This window comes from Paracoccus sp. NSM, assembly GCF_052379855.1.
Taxonomy (GTDB): domain Bacteria; phylum Pseudomonadota; class Alphaproteobacteria; order Rhodobacterales; family Rhodobacteraceae; genus Paracoccus.
The window spans coordinates 521,593-536,234 of record NZ_JBQTCG010000001.1 but is presented as its reverse complement, the minus strand read 5'-3'; the positions used below and the strand labels follow the sequence as shown (position 1 = coordinate 536,234).

Annotated in this window: 12 protein-coding genes; 4 read left to right on the top strand and 8 right to left on the bottom strand. The window is 68.3% G+C overall.

Annotated elements, in window-relative coordinates:
• Positions 1-9: 9 nt before the first annotated feature.
• On the bottom strand, positions 10-1,893 hold the full coding sequence (locus ACTZWU_RS02555; protein ID WP_444735778.1) for an acyl-CoA synthetase: 1,884 nt from the start codon (positions 1,891-1,893) through the stop codon (positions 10-12).
• A gap of 236 nt (positions 1,894-2,129) precedes the next feature.
• Between ACTZWU_RS02555 and ACTZWU_RS02550 the strand changes: the two genes are divergently transcribed.
• Together ACTZWU_RS02550 and ACTZWU_RS02545 are read left to right on the top strand one after the other, a co-directional pair.
• Positions 2,130-2,690, top strand: coding sequence for a CAP domain-containing protein (locus ACTZWU_RS02550; RefSeq protein ID WP_444735777.1), 561 nt, complete (start codon positions 2,130-2,132; stop codon positions 2,688-2,690).
• Between the two features lie 55 nt (positions 2,691-2,745).
• Positions 2,746-3,231, top strand: coding sequence for a CAP domain-containing protein (locus ACTZWU_RS02545; RefSeq protein ID WP_444735776.1), 486 nt, complete (start codon positions 2,746-2,748; stop codon positions 3,229-3,231).
• Positions 3,232-3,319: 88 nt separating this feature from the next.
• Here ACTZWU_RS02545 and ACTZWU_RS02540 read toward each other — a convergent pair whose 3' ends face one another.
• Together ACTZWU_RS02540 and ACTZWU_RS02535 are read right to left on the bottom strand one after the other, a co-directional pair.
• Positions 3,320-5,119: an ABC transporter transmembrane domain-containing protein gene (locus ACTZWU_RS02540; protein WP_444735775.1), complete on the bottom strand. Its 1,800-nt coding sequence runs from the start codon at positions 5,117-5,119 to the stop codon at positions 3,320-3,322.
• A 72-nt stretch (positions 5,120-5,191) separates the two neighbouring features.
• Positions 5,192-5,824: a 5'-methylthioadenosine/S-adenosylhomocysteine nucleosidase gene (locus tag ACTZWU_RS02535; RefSeq protein WP_444735774.1), complete on the bottom strand. Its 633-nt coding sequence runs from the start codon at positions 5,822-5,824 to the stop codon at positions 5,192-5,194.
• A gap of 136 nt (positions 5,825-5,960) precedes the next feature.
• Here ACTZWU_RS02535 and zapE point away from each other — a divergent pair, with 136 nt between their 5' ends.
• A complete protein-coding gene (gene zapE / locus ACTZWU_RS02530; protein WP_444735773.1) occupies positions 5,961-7,073 on the top strand; it encodes a cell division protein ZapE in 1,113 nt (370 codons plus the stop codon).
• An 86-nt stretch (positions 7,074-7,159) separates the two neighbouring features.
• On the opposite strand, the gene ACTZWU_RS02525 is transcribed toward zapE, so the two are convergent.
• From ACTZWU_RS02525 to gltX, 3 genes are all read right to left on the bottom strand, one after another.
• The gene (locus ACTZWU_RS02525) at positions 7,160-7,831 is read right to left on the bottom strand and encodes an SDR family NAD(P)-dependent oxidoreductase (protein ID WP_444735772.1); all 672 of its coding nucleotides are present in this window, start codon (positions 7,829-7,831) and stop codon (positions 7,160-7,162) included.
• Positions 7,832-7,942: 111 nt separating this feature from the next.
• Positions 7,943-9,232: a citrate synthase gene (locus tag ACTZWU_RS02520; RefSeq protein WP_444735771.1), complete on the bottom strand. Its 1,290-nt coding sequence runs from the start codon at positions 9,230-9,232 to the stop codon at positions 7,943-7,945.
• Positions 9,233-9,310: 78 nt separating this feature from the next.
• Complete coding sequence (gene gltX, locus ACTZWU_RS02515) at positions 9,311-10,708, bottom strand: glutamate--tRNA ligase (protein WP_444735770.1); 1,398 nt, start codon at positions 10,706-10,708, stop codon at positions 9,311-9,313.
• A gap of 105 nt (positions 10,709-10,813) precedes the next feature.
• Between gltX and ACTZWU_RS02510 the strand changes: the two genes are divergently transcribed.
• On the top strand, positions 10,814-12,946 hold the full coding sequence (locus tag ACTZWU_RS02510) for a ComEC/Rec2 family competence protein (protein ID WP_444735769.1): 2,133 nt from the start codon (positions 10,814-10,816) through the stop codon (positions 12,944-12,946).
• Here ACTZWU_RS02510 and ACTZWU_RS02505 read toward each other — a convergent pair.
• A complete protein-coding gene (locus ACTZWU_RS02505; RefSeq protein ID WP_444735768.1) occupies positions 12,922-13,173 on the bottom strand; it encodes a DUF2798 domain-containing protein in 252 nt (83 codons plus the stop codon). The genes ACTZWU_RS02510 and ACTZWU_RS02505 overlap by 25 nt on opposite strands.
• Before the next feature lie 64 nt (positions 13,174-13,237).
• Complete coding sequence (locus tag ACTZWU_RS02500) at positions 13,238-14,599, bottom strand: aminotransferase (RefSeq protein ID WP_444735767.1); 1,362 nt, start codon at positions 14,597-14,599, stop codon at positions 13,238-13,240.
• Positions 14,600-14,642 lie beyond the last annotated feature (43 nt).

Here is a 14,642-nt window from a genome sequence, read left to right as displayed (position 1 = left end):
GTCACGGGATCACGCCCAATCCCAGGGCGTCGTGAACTGCCCCAGCCGCTTGCGGATCTCGGCCTCGTTCACGCCGCCTTCGCGGGCCAGATGGGCGACCAGACCGCGCTTCTTGTCCTCGCGCACAATCTCGACCCGCGCGCCGGTTCCGGCCAGCGCCTCGTCATAGACGCGGGTGATCGCCAGCTTGCGCAGATCGGGCTTGAAGATCTTGCCGACCGCGGTCTTGGGCAGTTCGGGCAGGATCTCGATATGTTTCGGGATCGCGGCGCGTTCGTGGATGTGCTCGCGGGCATGGGCGGCCAGGTCCTCGACCGTGACCGAGGCCCCGCCGATCAGTTCCACATAGGCGCAAGGCAATTCGCCCGCGAAGCTGTCCGGCTGGCCGATAGCGCCCACAAAGGCGACAGCGGGATGCGAGAGCAGCCCCTCCTCGATCTCGGCGGGGTCGATATTGTGGCCGCCGCGGATGATCAGGTCCTTCGCCCGGCCGGTGATCCACAGATAGCCGTCGGCGTCGATCCGCCCCAGATCGCCGGTCCGCAGATAGATGTCCTCGGCGAACAGCTTATGGTTCTTGTCGGCCTCGGTATAGGTCGAGCCGGGGAAGACGCCCGGATTGGCGATGCAGATCTCGCCAACCTCGTCGGTCGCGCATTCATGCACGCGCCCCGCATCGTCGTGGTTCAGGATGCGGACATGCGTATAGGGCAGCGGCACCCCGACCGAGCCGACCTTTTTCAGCCCGTCCACGGGGTTGCAGCTGACCAGACAGGTCGCCTCGGTCAGGCCGTAGCCTTCGGCGATCTCGACGCCGGTGGCGGCCTTGAAGCGGTTGTAAAGCTCGATCGGCAGCGGCGCCGAGCCTGAAATCGCCGTCTTCAGCGTGCTGACATCGGCATCGACCGGGCGCTGCATCAGCGCGGCAATGGCGGTCGGAACAGTGATCAGGAACGTGGCCTGCCAGCGCTCGATCAGCTTCCAGAAATTGTCGAACACCCCGTCGCCGCGATATCCGGCGGGCGTCGGCATGACCACATGCGCCCCGGACGCGATGCAGGACATCAGCACCGGATAGGCCGCGAAGACGTGGAACATCGGCAAGGGGCACATCAGCACGTCGGTTTCGTCGAACAGAAGCGTGCCGCCCAGCCAGCCGTTATAGATCATGCCGCTGTATTTGTGCTGCGCGACCTTGGGCGTCCCGGTCGTGCCGCCGGTGTGGAAATAGGCGGCGACGCGGTCCTGTTTCGGATCGTCGAATTCCAGCCGGTTGTGGTTGCGCGCGCTGACGGCGGCCTCGAAATCCAGGACCTTGGCCTTGTGCGTCACCCTCACCTTGGGCCGGATCAGCGGCACGATGAACCGCTTGAGGCCGCGCAGGTGGCGGTTCAGGTCGATCTCGACCACATGGGTGACGCCGGGGGCCTGCGCCACGGCCTCGGCGGCTTTCTGGGCCACGTCGGTCTTGGGAAAGGCCTTCAGCGTGACCAGCACCTTGGCGCGCGTCTCGCGCAGGATGCCCGCGATCTGGGTCGCATCCAGCAGCGGGTTGATCGGGTTCACGATCCCCGCCGTGGCGCCTGCCAGCAGGACCACGGGCGTCTCGATGCTGTTGGGCAGCAGATAGGCGACGGTATCGGTGGGGCCCACGCCCAGGCTGCGGAACAGGTTGGCGGTCTCGGTCACGCGGGCCAGCAGTTCGGACCAGGTCATGGTGGTGGCCGGATCGTTCGGCCCCGACAGAAGCTGGAACGAGATCGCAGGCCGGTCCGGGAACCGCGCCGCCGTCGCCGAGAGGAACTGATGGATCGTCACCGGCAGGTCGCGCGCCTCGTAGGCGCATTCCCGTTCGACCCGGTCGCGATCCGCGTAGGTGCTGAATTTTGCCATTCTATCCTCCCCTGGCCGCCCCCTCGCGGCGTAGCCTTGGCGTCTCGTGGCCCGACAATGCGCGCAAGCGGGAAAACGGGGCAACCCCTCGCGGCCCCCGATTGCGACGGAACGCCGCGTCAAACCGGGCGACGTGGCGGCGCGCGACTTGCAGCACGACACGGGAACAATCCGATAAACTGGCTGTTCATGACTCTCCCATAGGTTTAGTGACAGACGCAAGAGACGAGCTTTCCATGACGATCGACATCACAAAGGCCCCCCTGCTGCCCCTGCTCCTGCTGTTGGCTGCCTGCGGCGGTGGGCCTGCCAAGGGACCACAGGGGCACGATCCTTATGCGGTGCAGGTCGGCCAGCCCGGCCCGGCGGATTGCGTCGGCACCAGCACGATGCAGAACCAGCGCCTCGCGGCCAGCACGAACCAGGCGCGCCGGCAGGCAGGCCTGCCCCCGGTGCAATCGAACAGCCTTCTGGCCGAGGTCGCGGCGCGCCATGCCTGCGACATGGCCGAGCGGGGGCGGATGACGCATATCGGCAGCACCACGTCAGGGCCGGGCGACCGGCTGCGGGCACAGGGATACCGGCCCGCCATCTCGGCCGAGAACATCGCGGCAGGGCCCTTCTCGCTTGAGCGGGTGCTGAACGAATGGGCAACCTCGGCCGGGCATAGGGCCAACATGCTGCTGCCGCAGATCCGCGATGTGGGGATCGGGCAGGCCGTGGCGGCAGATGGCCGGACCCGCTACTGGACGGCGGTCTATTCCGCGCCCAGCCGCAACCAGCGCCGTCGGGATTGACCCGCGCAGCCCTGCGGTTAGCTTCGTCCTTGCCCACCATCAGACGGAAAGCGCCATGCCGGGAAGCCGTATCCTGCCTTTGATGATCGCCGCCGCCAGCCTGGCGCTGCCGCTCCTAGTGACCGTGCCACATGGCGCTTCGGCGGCGCAATGCACAGCCACTCCGCCAGAGCAGCTTTCGGCCGCGTTGGAGATAATCAACCGCAACCGCAGCGCACGGGGCGCAACACCTGTCACCCCGCACCCCGCGCTGATCGAGGCCGCGTCGCGGCAGGCTTGCCAGATGGCCCGGCAAGGTCGGCTGAGCCACGGCGCCCCGCCCGTCCAGCGCCTCAGGGCGGCGGGCTACCGCGCCAGCATCGCGGCCGAGAATATCGGCGCCGGCCCGGGGGAAGAGGGCGGAATGATCGCGACCTGGATGCAATCGTCTCCGCACCGCGCCAATCTGGTCAACCGCCGCCTGCGCGATGCAGGATTGGCGCGGGCGACGGATGCGAATGGTCAGGTCTATTGGGCGCTGATCCTCGCGGCGCCGCGCTAGGCCCGCGCAGGCTTCGCGGTCGGCCCGGCCTGCCGGGACGTCCGCCGCCGTGGCGCCGGCCTCGATGGCCGGCGACGCGGCGACCCGCTCAGGCGGCCTCACCCGTGCCGCGCGGCCCGTCGGTGAACTGCATCCGGGCCAGACGCGCATAAAGCCCGCCCTCGGCCACAAGCCCGTCATGCGTGCCCTCGGCGACGATACGTCCCTGATCCATCACGATGATCCGGTCGGCTTGCTTCACCGTCGCCAGGCGATGCGCGACAACCACCGTCGTGCGCCCCTCGGCCAGCCGCGCCACGGCGGCCTGCACCAGCGATTCGGATTCGGCGTCCAGCGCGCTGGTCGCCTCGTCCAGCAGCAGGATCGGCGCGTCGCGCAGGATCGCCCGCGCGATGGCGACGCGCTGGCGCTGCCCGCCCGACAGCATCACGCCCCGTTCGCCAAGCGCGGTGTCGTAGCCCTGCGGCAAGGCGGCGATGAAGTCATGGGCATGGGCCGCGCGCGCGGCGGCCTCGACCTCGGCATCGCTGGCCTCGGGGCGGCCCAGCCGGATGTTCTCGCGCGCGGTGGCGGCAAAGATCACGGGGTCCTGCGGGACCAGCGCGATCCGGCCCCGGAAATCGGCCCGCGCCATGTCGCGCAGGTCGATCCCGTCCAGCGTCACGCGCCCCTCCTGCGGGTCCCAGAAACGCTGGATCAGCTGGATCACGGTCGTCTTGCCCGCCCCTGACGGCCCGACCAGGGCCACTGTCTCGCCGGGCCTGATCCGCAGATCGACGCCGTCCAGCGCGGGCGCGTCCGGGCGCGAGGGGAAGCGGAAGCCCACCCCCTCCAGCGCGATCTCACCGCGCAGGGGGCGCGGCAGCGGCAGGGGCGCGACCGGATCGGCCAGCGTATCCTCGGCCGCCAGCAATTCCGACAGACGCTCGGTCGCACCGGCGGCGCGCTGCAATTCGCCCCAGACCTCGGACAGGGCGCCTGCCGCCCCGGCCACGAGAATGGCGTAGATCACGAACTGCACCAGCTCGCCCGCGCTCATCACGCCCTCGCGCACATCGCGCGCGCCGATCCAGAGAACGCCGATGATCCCCGCAAAGATCAGGAAGATCACGATCGCGGTCATCACCGCCCGCGTCCCCACCCGCTGCATCGCCGAGACGTAAGAGCTTTCGGTCACGCGGTCGAAGCCGTCGATGCTGCGCCGCTCATGGGTATAGGCCTGCACGGTCTGGGCGGACAAAAGCGCCTCGGACGCCGCGCCGGACGAGGCCGCGATCCAGTCCTGATTGGCGCGCGACAGCCGCCGCAGGCGGCGGCCCAGCACGATGATCGGGATCAGGATCGCCGGCACGATCAGTAGGACCAGCCCCATCAGCTTGGTCGAGGTCACGGCCAGCATCGCCAGCCCGCCCGTCAGCAGCAGCACGTTGCGCAGCGCGATGGACAGGCTTGAGCCCACGACCGACTGGATCAGCGTCGTGTCGGTGGTGATGCGCGACAGGATCTCGCCGGTCATCACGCGTTCGAAAAAGGCGGGCGACAGGGTGATGACGCGGGCAAAGACGGCCTTGCGGATATCGGCCACGACCCGTTCACCCAACCGCGTGACGAAGAAGTATCGCGCCGCCGTGCCAAGCGCGAGGCCGACCACGACCAGCAGCGCCGCCCCGAAATACTGGTCCAGCAGCCCCGCCCCATCGTCGAAATTATCCACCACCCGGCGCGCGGCCAAGGGCAGGATCAGGCTGATGAACGAGGTCAGGATCAGCGCGCCGACCGCCAGACCGACCTGCCCGCGATAGGGCCGCACAAAGGGCCACAAGGCGGCCAGCGCCCCCAGCTTGCGGCTGACCGGCCGATCCTCGAGGTTGCTTGTGCCGCGTGCCATGATCGTCTTCCTTGCTGCTGCCCCCGTTTAGGCCGCGCAAGTCCCGGAAACAAGCGCGGCGCCCTGCCGCGCTCAGGGCGCGATGGCGCCCGAGGCGATGCCCTCTGCCAGCGCATCGACGGCCTGGGCCAGCCTTTCGTCGATCACGTCCAGATATTGCGTCCAGTCCGCCAGTTCGCGCAATTCCTCGGCCCCGTCCGAGATGCCGCGCAGCCCGATCAGCGGCAGACCCGCCCAATCGGCCGCGCGCAGATGGGCGAAGGTCTCCATATCGACCATGTCCTGCGCGATGGCGTCATAGGCCGCCCCGCTGACGATATTGCCGCCGGTGGACAGGCTGGCCTCGGGGATGCCCGCGATCCGCAGGGGCAGCGCGACCTCTTCGGGCAGATCGAGCAGAGGCACCGTGCCGCGCGCAAAGCCGAGGGCCGAGGCGTCGATGTCGCGCCAGGCCACGCGACTGACCTGATAGACCTGCCCCTGCTCCAGCCGCGCCGATCCGGCCGAGCCAAGCGAGACGATCAGGCGCGGGCGTTCCGCCATCCCAGCCAGAGCGGCGGTCAGTTGCACCGCGGCCTCGATCGGGCCGATCCCGGTGATCAGCGGGTTGATCCGCGCCGCCAGCGCAGGCCCGTATTCGGCACGCGCCGCCATCACGAACAGGACCGGCAGACCGGCGATCAGGTCGGGGCGGGCTTGGGTCATCACGGCTCCTGTCGCGGTTTTCGGCGGGTCTGCCCGAGGGGTGGCATGGCTGATGCAGGGCGGTCAATGCCCCTTGCGGCGGCGCGGGCCGCTGTGGCAGGGGTTCGTGCGGAACGGGCAGGCAGGGACGTTTGGGATGGGCAGGATCAGCACGCGATACCGCGACCGGGTGGCCTCGGGCGCGCTGCGCCCCGACCCCGCGCAAGAGGCCGTGCTGCCCGATCTCGACCGCGTCCTGACCGAGATGCTGGCCGCCCCCGCGCCCCGCCCCCGGTCTGGCTGGCGGGCGCTTCTGGGTGTGGGCGGGGGTGATACGGCGGCTGCGCCGGCGCGCGGCCTCTATCTCTGGGGCGGCGTCGGGCGCGGCAAGTCGATGCTGATGGACCTGATGGCCCAGACCGCGCAAGAGGCCGGCATCCCCAGCCGCCGGGTGCATTTCCACGAATTCATGCAGGAAATCCAGGCCGGGCTGGAGGCCGCGCGCAAACGCGCCGAACAGGACACCGTCCGCCCCGTCGCGCAACAGGTGGCCCGACAGGTCAGGCTGTTGTGCTTCGACGAGATGCAGATCACCGACATCGCGGATGCGATGATCGTCGGGCGGCTGTTCCAGATCCTGTTCGACCACGGCGTGACGGTGGTGACGACCTCGAACCGGGTGCCCGAGGATCTCTACAAGCACGGGTTGAACCGACAGCTTTTCCTGCCCTTCATCGCGCTGATCCGCGAAAGGATGCAGGTCACCTGCCTCGACAGCCAGACCGATTACCGCCAGAACCGCCAGACCGGCGGTCAGGTCTGGTTCGCCCCCGCCGATGCCGAGGCGCGCGCGACGATGGATGCGCTCTGGTCCGACATGACCGGCGGCAGCGCGACCGCGCCCTTGAAGATCGAGGTCAAGGGCCGTCTGGTGGACCTGCCCAAGACAGCGGGGCGCATCGCGCGGGCGGGGTTCTGGGATCTCTGCGGAAGGCCGCTCGGCCCGGCGGATTACATTGGCATCTCGCGCGCGGTGGACACGCTGTTCATCGACGGCATCCCCCGCCTGTCAGTGTCGAACTACAACGAGGCCAAGCGCTTCGTCACCCTCATCGACGCCCTCTACGAGGCCCGCGTGCGCCTGATCGCCAGCGCCGCGGACCAGCCCGAGCAGCTCTATAACGAAGGTGAGGGCAGTTTCGAATTCGAACGCACCGCCAGCCGCCTGCGCGAGATGCAGGATGCTGCCTGGGGCGAACGACCCGAATAGCGCGCAACCTTGCGGGCCGCGCGTGGCGGGGGGTGCGGGGGGCAGCCAGCCCCCCGCTGCGTCGCGGGACGCACAAGGCGCGCGGATCAGGCGGGTAGCGCGTCCAGAATGCGGCGCGCCTCGTCACGGCAGGGGGTCAGGGCGGCGCGGTCCTCGCCCGGATAGAAGCGCGCGCGCACGGCGGTCGGCATGGACGCGGGGGTCTCGATCACGACGCGGGGGCCGATCTGTGCCGTCTCGGCCTGCCAGCTGCGCGCCAGCGCGATCTGCGCCGCCTTGGTCGCGCCATAGGCGCCCATGAACTTGCGCCCCGCCTGCGGGTCGTCGAAGAACAGGGCCGTGCCGTTCTTCTGGCGCAGCAGGGGCTCGATCAGCGCGATCAGGCCGCGCGTGACATCGGCGTTGATTAACAGCGATTTCGACCAATCCTTGCCGCTGACATGTGGCGTGGGCGCCATCGGCGCGGCATGGATGGCGCAATGCGCCCACAGATCGACGCCGCCCCAACGGCCGGCCACGGCCTCGACCAGCTGCTGCATTGCCGCCGGTTCGGCCACATCCATCGGCGCCAGCGTCGCCTGGCCTCCCGCCTTGCGGATGCGGTCGTCCAGCTCCTCCAGCCCGCCGACGGTGCGTGCCACCGCCAGGACGTGATAGCCTCGCAGGGCCAGTTCCTCGGCCAGGGCCGCGCCAAGCCCGCGCGAGGCCCCAGTCACCAGCGCCAGACGGGGCGCCACCTGTTGATCCGGATTGCTCATGCCCGCTCCATTGCCACCGGCCAGCCCGTCGCGCAAGCCCTCTTGGTGCGCGGGCTCAGCCCATGAAAAAGGCCCCCGGTCGGGGGCCTCTGGTCCGGTCTGCGGACCCGCTCAGCGGGCCGAGACGTCCTTGTAGTCGCGCTTGTCCTCGCCGACATAAAGCTGGCGCGGGCGGCCGATCTTGGCCTGCGGGTCGGCGCTCATTTCCTTCCACTGGGCGATCCAGCCGACGGTGCGCGACAGCGCGAAGATCGGCGTGAACATCGAGGTGGGGAAGCCCATCGCCTCGAGGATGATGCCCGAATAGAAGTCCACGTTGGGATAGAGCTTCTTCTCGATGAAATACGGGTCTTCCAGAGCGATCTTTTCCAGCTCCTTGGCGACCTGCAGCGTCGGGTTGTCCTTGACGCCCAGGAGCGCCAGAACCTCGTCGGCCGATTCCTTCATCACCTTGGCGCGCGGGTCGAAGTTCTTGTAGACCCGGTGGCCGAAGCCCATCAGCTTGAACGGGTCGGACTTGTCCTTGGCGCGGGCAATGAATTCGGGGATGCGGTCAACGGTCCCGATCTCGCGCAGCATCTCAAGGCAGGCCTGGTTGGCGCCGCCATGGGCAGGCCCCCACAGGCAGGCGATACCGGCCGCGATGCAGGCAAAGGGGTTCGCCCCCGACGAGCCCGCCAGACGCACGGTCGAGGTCGAGGCGTTCTGTTCGTGATCCGCATGCAGCGTGAAGATGCGATCCATGGCGCGGGCCAGAGCCGGGTCCACCTCGTATTTCTCGGCCGGGACCGAGAAGCACATGTGCAGGAAATTGCTGGCGTAATCCAGATCGTTGCGCGGATAGACGAAGGGCTGGCCGATCGAATACTTGTAGGCCATGGCCGCGATCGTCGGCAGCTTGGCGATCAGGCGGATCGCCGCGACCTCGCGCTGCCAGGGATCGTTCACATCGGTCGAGTCGTGATAGAAGGCCGACATCGCGCCGATCACGCCGACCAGCGTGGCCATCGGATGCGCGTCGCGGCGGAACCCGCGGAAGAAGTTGTGCATCTGCTCGTGAACCATCGTGTGACGGGTCACGCGGGTCTCGAAATCCTCCATCTGCTGCTGGGTCGGCAGTTCACCGTAAAGCAGCAGGTAGCAGACTTCGAGGTAATGGGACTGAGCCGCCAGCTGCTCGATCGGGTAGCCGCGATACCACAGCTCGCCCTTGTCACCGTCGATATAGGTGATCTTCGACTCGCAGCTTGCGGTCGAGGTGAAGCCCGGATCGAAGGTGAAGACATCGGCCTGTCCATAGAGCTTGCGGATGTCCAGGACATCCGGCCCTTGGGTCGGGCTCATGACCGGCAGGTCATATTCCGAATCGTCGATGCGCAGCTTGGCAATCTTGTCGGCCATCTATGCGTCCTTTCCGGCTTGGCCGGGCCCCTGCCCGCATGATGCTTGGGGGTGGCCCTGGCATGTGGGTGCAGGCGGTCAGCCTGCCAGATTTGTCTGGTCACGCAGCCGGGCCAGCGATTCCTCGCGGCCAAGCGCCGTCATCATGTCGAACACAGAGGGGGTGACGCTGGTCCCGGCCAACGCGGCGCGCAAGGGCCCCGCGATCTTGCCCAAACCGACGCCTTGTTCCTCGGCGATCCGCTTGGCCGCCTCCTCCAGATCGTCTCGCGCCCAGCTAGCATGCTGCAATGCGGCAGTCAACGATTTCAGCATACCACGGGATACCGTATCCAGCTGCTTGCTTGCCTTCTCGTCCGGCTCGACAGGACGCTCAATCAGTGCAAATCGCGCTTGTTCAATGAGTTGCGGCAGCGTTCTTGCCTTTTCGGTCAGGGCCGGCAGGGCCGCTGCCATCCGTTCGCGCTGACCTTGCGTCAGGGGCTGGGCGCCGGTCTCGGCCAGATAACCGTCCAGCGCCGCGAACAGCGCCCCGGGCGGCATGTGGCGCAGGTGGTGGCCGCTGACATGTTCCAGCTTCTTGAAATCCAGCCGCGCGGGCGCCCGGCCGATCCCCGGCAGGTCGAACCACTCGCGCGCCTGCGCGTCATCGAACAGCTCGTCGTCGCCATGGCTCCAGCCCAGGCGGGCCAGGTAGTTCCGCATCGCCGCCGCCGGATAGCCGAGCGCCGCGAATTCGTGCAGGCCGACCGCGCCATGCCGCTTGGACAGTTTCTTGCCGTCCTCGCCATGGATCAGCGGGATATGGGCAAAGACCGGACGGTCCCAGCCCATCGCGTCATAGATCTGGATCTGGCGCGCGGTGTTGGTCAGGTGGTCGTCACCCCGGATCACATGCGTCACGCCCATGTCGTGATCATCTACGACCACGGCCAGCATGTAGGTCGGCGTGCCGTCGCTACGCAGCAGGATCATGTCGTCCAGTTGGTCATTGGCCACGCGCACATCGCCCTGCACCTGATCCTGGATCACCGTCTCGCCGTGGCGCGGAGCCTTCAGGCGGATGGCATAGGGTGCGTCAGGCAGATCAGTCGCATCGCGCCACGGGCTGGCAAAGGGCTGGCGCGGGTTTGCCTCGCGCCAGGCGGCGATCTCGTCGGTGGTGGAAAAGCACTTGTAGGCCGTGCCGCCCGCCAGCATCTGGCGCGCAACCTCGGCGTGACGGTCCTTGCGGGCGAACTGGCTGACGGGTTCGCCGTCCCAGTCGAGACCCAGCCATTCCAACCCCTTGAGGATCGCCTCGGTCGCCTCTGGGGTCGATCGCGCGCGGTCCGTATCCTCGATCCGCAGCAGGAACTTGCCGCCCCGCCCGCGGGCATAAAGCCAGTTGAACAGCGCCGTCCGGGCGCCGCCGATATGCAGATAGCCGGTCGGCGAGGGGGCAAAACGGGTCACGACGGGGGCTGTCTGGGTCATCTGGGCCTTCGGAAGATGGGTCTTGAGGGGCGGCGTTAACGCTTTGGTAAGCAGGGCCTGCCATTCTGCCGCAAGTGATAGAGCCCGAACCGCGAAAGGACAAGGATGTTGCCCCAGCCGGTCGCCCTGTCGGGGCGGCCCCATCTGCATGGCCATGCCGCCAGACGACCCGCAGCCGCGCCTCGGGCGGGGCTGTTCGTCTGGGTGCCGGTCTGTCTGGCGGCGGGAATCGGGCTGTGGTTCCTGCGCCCCGCCCTGCTGACGGCGCCGCAATGGGCCGGGCTTGTGGTCTTGGCCTGCATCGCAGGCCTGGTAACGCTGAGCGCGCCCCGTCTTGCCCTGCGCGGGCGGATCGGCTGGGCCTGGGCCGACGGGTTGCGGCTGGCAGGGCTGGGGCTGGTGCTGATCGCAACCGGGGTCGCGCTGGCGGGCGCACGGGCGGCGTGGGTCGCGGGGCCGGTCCTCGACTGGCGCTATTACGGCCCGGTCGAGGGGCGTGTCGTCCATCTGGACCGCTCAAGCCGCGATCTGCTGCGCCTGACGCTGGACGAGGTGCGGCTGCGCGACATCCCGCCCGACGACGTGCCACGCCGCGTCCGCCTGTCGCTGTCGGTGGGGCAGGATGTGCCGCCGATCGGCCAGCGCGTGATGCTGACCGGGCATCTTGGGCCGCCGCCCGGCCCGGCCTCGCCCGGCAGCTTCGACTTCCGCCTGAACGCGTGGTTTCAGGGGCTGGGCGCGGTCGGCTACAGCCGCAGCCCGGTCATGGCCGTCGCTGCGCCCGAGGGGGGCGCATGGCACCTGCACCGCACCCGCATGGCGCTGTCGCAGGAGATCCGCGAACGCATCCCCGGCCAGCCCGGCGCGGTGGCCGCCGCGTTGATGACGGGCGACCGCTCTGGCATCGACGAGGCCACGACCGAGCTGATGCGCGCCTCGAACCTCGCGCATGTGATCGCGATTTCGGGGCTGCATATGGGGCTGCTGACGGGCTTTGTCTATGGCGCGCTGCGGCTGGCGCTGGTGCTGGCGCAGGGCCTTGGCGCGCAATGGCCCCTGCCCGCGCACAAGATGGCCGCGCTTGGGGCGCTGGTCGCGGCGGGGGCCTATCTGTGGCTGTCAGGCGCCAGCGTGGCGACGCAGCGGGCCTTTGTGACCGTTGCGGTGATGCTGCTGGCGGTCCTGGCCGACCGCAGGGCGATCTCGCTCAGGACGGTCGCGCTGGCGGCGACGGCGATCCTGATCATCAGCCCCGAGGCGCTGACCTCGCCCGGTTTCCAGATGAGCTTTGCCGCGACCATCGCGCTGATCCTGACCTTCGATCCCTGGAGCCGTCATGCCAACCGCCTGCCCCGCTGGCTGCGGCCGGTGATGATGCTGCTGGTCTCGTCGCTGGTCGCAGGGCTGGCCACGGCGCCGATCGGGGCTGCGCATTTCAATCGCATGTCGCAATACGGGCTGCTGGCGAACATGCTGGCCGTGCCGGTGATGGGAACGCTGGTGATGCCCTCGGGGGTGATCGCACTACTGCTGGCGCCTCTGGGGCTGGAGGGGGTGGCGCTGTGGGTCATGGGCCTCGGGACCGCATGGATGCTGGCGGTAGCGGGCTTCGTCGCCGGGCTTGAGGGGGCCGTGAGGGCGATCCCGATGGCGCCGGGGCCGGTCCTGCCGATGCTGGGCTTCGGCGCGGTCGGGCTGATCCTGTGCTGGCGCCGATCACGGCCGGGCGGCGTGCTGATGATCGGCTCGGCGCTGTCGGCGGCCCTGGTCATCGGCGGGTTCGGGCTGTGGCTGACCGCCAAACGCCCGCTGATCCTGATCGCCCCCGAAGGCGAGGCCGTGGGGCTGATGACCCCGACCGGGCGGGCGGTCTCGAAACCCGCGGGCGGGGCCTTCGTCGTCTCGACCTGGCTGGTCGAGGATGGCGACACGGCCGGTCAGGCGGCCTCGGCGGCGCGCCCGGCATGGTCGGGCGACCGGCGGGACCGGCAGGCCGGGCTGCCGCATGGCTGGCGCATCCTGCACTTCACCGGCAAGGGCGCGGGCGCGCGCGCGGCACCCTTCTGCGAGCCGCGCACGATCATCGTTGCAACCGAGCGGGTCGAGGCCGGGGGCGATTGCGTGATCTGGGACCCGCCACGCCTGCGCCGCACGGGCGCGCTGGCGGTCGAGATGACGGCCAGCGGCCCGGTCTGGCGCAGCGTCGCCCAGGCTCAGCCCGCGCTACGCCCGCGCTGAGCGGGGGGCGTGGTCAGCCGTGCCACCAGCCGCCGCGCAATCGGCGCGACGATCAGCACGGCGGGAAAGGCAAAGGCCCAGCTGGACAGCCAGTTGCCCAGCCACAAGGCCCCCACCCCATCGGCCAAGCCCACGGCACGCAGGGTCGAGACGCCCGAAACTAGCGCGGACATCAGGCCCGACAGGAAGAAGCCGAACAGGATCGGAGCAAATCGGGCGGGGATCATTTCACATTCCTTTTATAGAATACGTATGACAGATGGCCCGCCCGGCGCCCCTTTGCAAGCCCCCTCACGCCAGTTCGGCAAAGACCTTGTTCAGCGCCTTGTCCAGCTTGTCGAACATCTCGTCCATCTGGTCGGTGGTCAGGATGAAGGGCGGGCAGAGCACGATCGACTGGCCGAGCGGCCGGCAGATCAGGCCCATGTCGGTGCAGGTATTGGCGATGCGTTCGCTGACCGACAGATGCCCCTCGAACGGGGTCTTGGTGGCCTTGTCGCGCACGGCCTCCAGCGCCCACATGAAGCCCACGCCGCGATATTCGCCGATATTGGGGTTCTTGGCCAGTTCGCGCAGCCCGTCCTCGAAGCGGGGGGCCAGGTCGATGACGTTCTGGGCCAGCCCCTCGTTCATGACCACGTCGATGGCCTTCAGCGCGATGGCGCAGCCGACCGGATGCCCCGAGGCGGTGAAGCCGTGCGGAAACTCCTCGATCTTGTCGATGGCGGCCTGCAGGCGGTCGGTCAGTTCCGGCCCCAGAATCACCGCGCCCATCGGGAACAGCCCCGCGGTCAGGTTCTTCGAGCTGATGATCGCGTCCGGCACGAAATCATAGGTGATCGAGCCCCAGGTATTGCCCGTCCGCCCGAAACCGCAGATCACCTCGTCCGCGATCATCGGGATGCCGTGCTTCTTCAGCACCGGCATGATCGCCTGGAAATAGCCCTTGGACGGCGGAATGACGCCCCCCGCGCCCTGCACGGGTTCAGCGAAGAAGCCCGCGATCGTGTCGGCGCCCTCGCGCTGGATCACCTCGTCCAGCTCGCGCGCAAGGCGGGCGGTGAACTGTTCCTCGGTCTCGCCCGCCTCGCCATAGCGCCAGTAATGCGGGCAGGTCAGGTGGATGAAACCCGGCAGAGGCAGGCCAAAGACCGAATTGTAAGGCTTGCCGGTCATGCTGGCCGAGACCGCCGTCACGCCATGATAGGCGTTCCAGCGCGTCAGGATCTTGCGCTTCTGCGGGTTGCCTTCGCTGGCATGCAGGAACCACAGCATCTTGACCATGGTGTCGTTCGCCTCGGACCCCGAGTTGGTGTAGAACACCTTGCCGCGCGGGAAGGGCGAGACCTCGACCAGCTTTTCCGACAGCATCACAGTCTGGTCGGACATCCGCCCGAAAAAGGCGTGATAGCCCGGAAAGCGGTCGTATTGCGCCTTGGCGGCCTCGGCCAGGCCCTTGTGGTCGAAGCCCGCGACCATGTTCCACAGGCCCGAATTCGCATCCAGATAGCGGTTGCCGTTAACGTCAACGACGTAAGGCCCCTCGCCATGGGTCAGCACCACCGCGCCGCGCTGATGCACGCTTGGCAGATCGGTGAAGCCATAAAGCGAAAATTCGTCGGCCCGTGCTTCCCAGCTTTGCGGCTTGTTCATGCTGTCGGCTCCTCAATACCTTTGCGGCAAGGCTAGCCGGGCG

Excerpts from the sequence above, each read along its gene's own strand:
- ACTZWU_RS02555 (WP_444735778.1), bottom strand. The coding sequence starts at position 1,893 with ATGGCAAAATTCAGCACCTACGCGGATCGCGACCGGGTCGAACGGGAA.
- ACTZWU_RS02510 (WP_444735769.1), top strand. The coding sequence starts at position 10,814 with ATGTTGCCCCAGCCGGTCGCCCTGTCGGGGCGGCCCCATCTGCATGGC.
- ACTZWU_RS02540 (WP_444735775.1), bottom strand. The coding sequence starts at position 5,119 with ATGGCACGCGGCACAAGCAACCTCGAGGATCGGCCGGTCAGCCGCAAG.
- ACTZWU_RS02550 (WP_444735777.1), top strand. The coding sequence starts at position 2,130 with ATGACGATCGACATCACAAAGGCCCCCCTGCTGCCCCTGCTCCTGCTG.
- ACTZWU_RS02500 (WP_444735767.1), bottom strand. The coding sequence starts at position 14,599 with ATGAACAAGCCGCAAAGCTGGGAAGCACGGGCCGACGAATTTTCGCTT.
- ACTZWU_RS02535 (WP_444735774.1), bottom strand. The coding sequence starts at position 5,824 with ATGACCCAAGCCCGCCCCGACCTGATCGCCGGTCTGCCGGTCCTGTTC.
- ACTZWU_RS02520 (WP_444735771.1), bottom strand. The coding sequence starts at position 9,232 with ATGGCCGACAAGATTGCCAAGCTGCGCATCGACGATTCGGAATATGAC.
- zapE (WP_444735773.1), top strand. The coding sequence starts at position 5,961 with ATGGGCAGGATCAGCACGCGATACCGCGACCGGGTGGCCTCGGGCGCG.
- ACTZWU_RS02545 (WP_444735776.1), top strand. The coding sequence starts at position 2,746 with ATGCCGGGAAGCCGTATCCTGCCTTTGATGATCGCCGCCGCCAGCCTG.
- ACTZWU_RS02505 (WP_444735768.1), bottom strand. The coding sequence starts at position 13,173 with ATGATCCCCGCCCGATTTGCTCCGATCCTGTTCGGCTTCTTCCTGTCG.
- ACTZWU_RS02525 (WP_444735772.1), bottom strand. The coding sequence starts at position 7,831 with ATGAGCAATCCGGATCAACAGGTGGCGCCCCGTCTGGCGCTGGTGACT.
- gltX (WP_444735770.1), bottom strand. The coding sequence starts at position 10,708 with ATGACCCAGACAGCCCCCGTCGTGACCCGTTTTGCCCCCTCGCCGACC.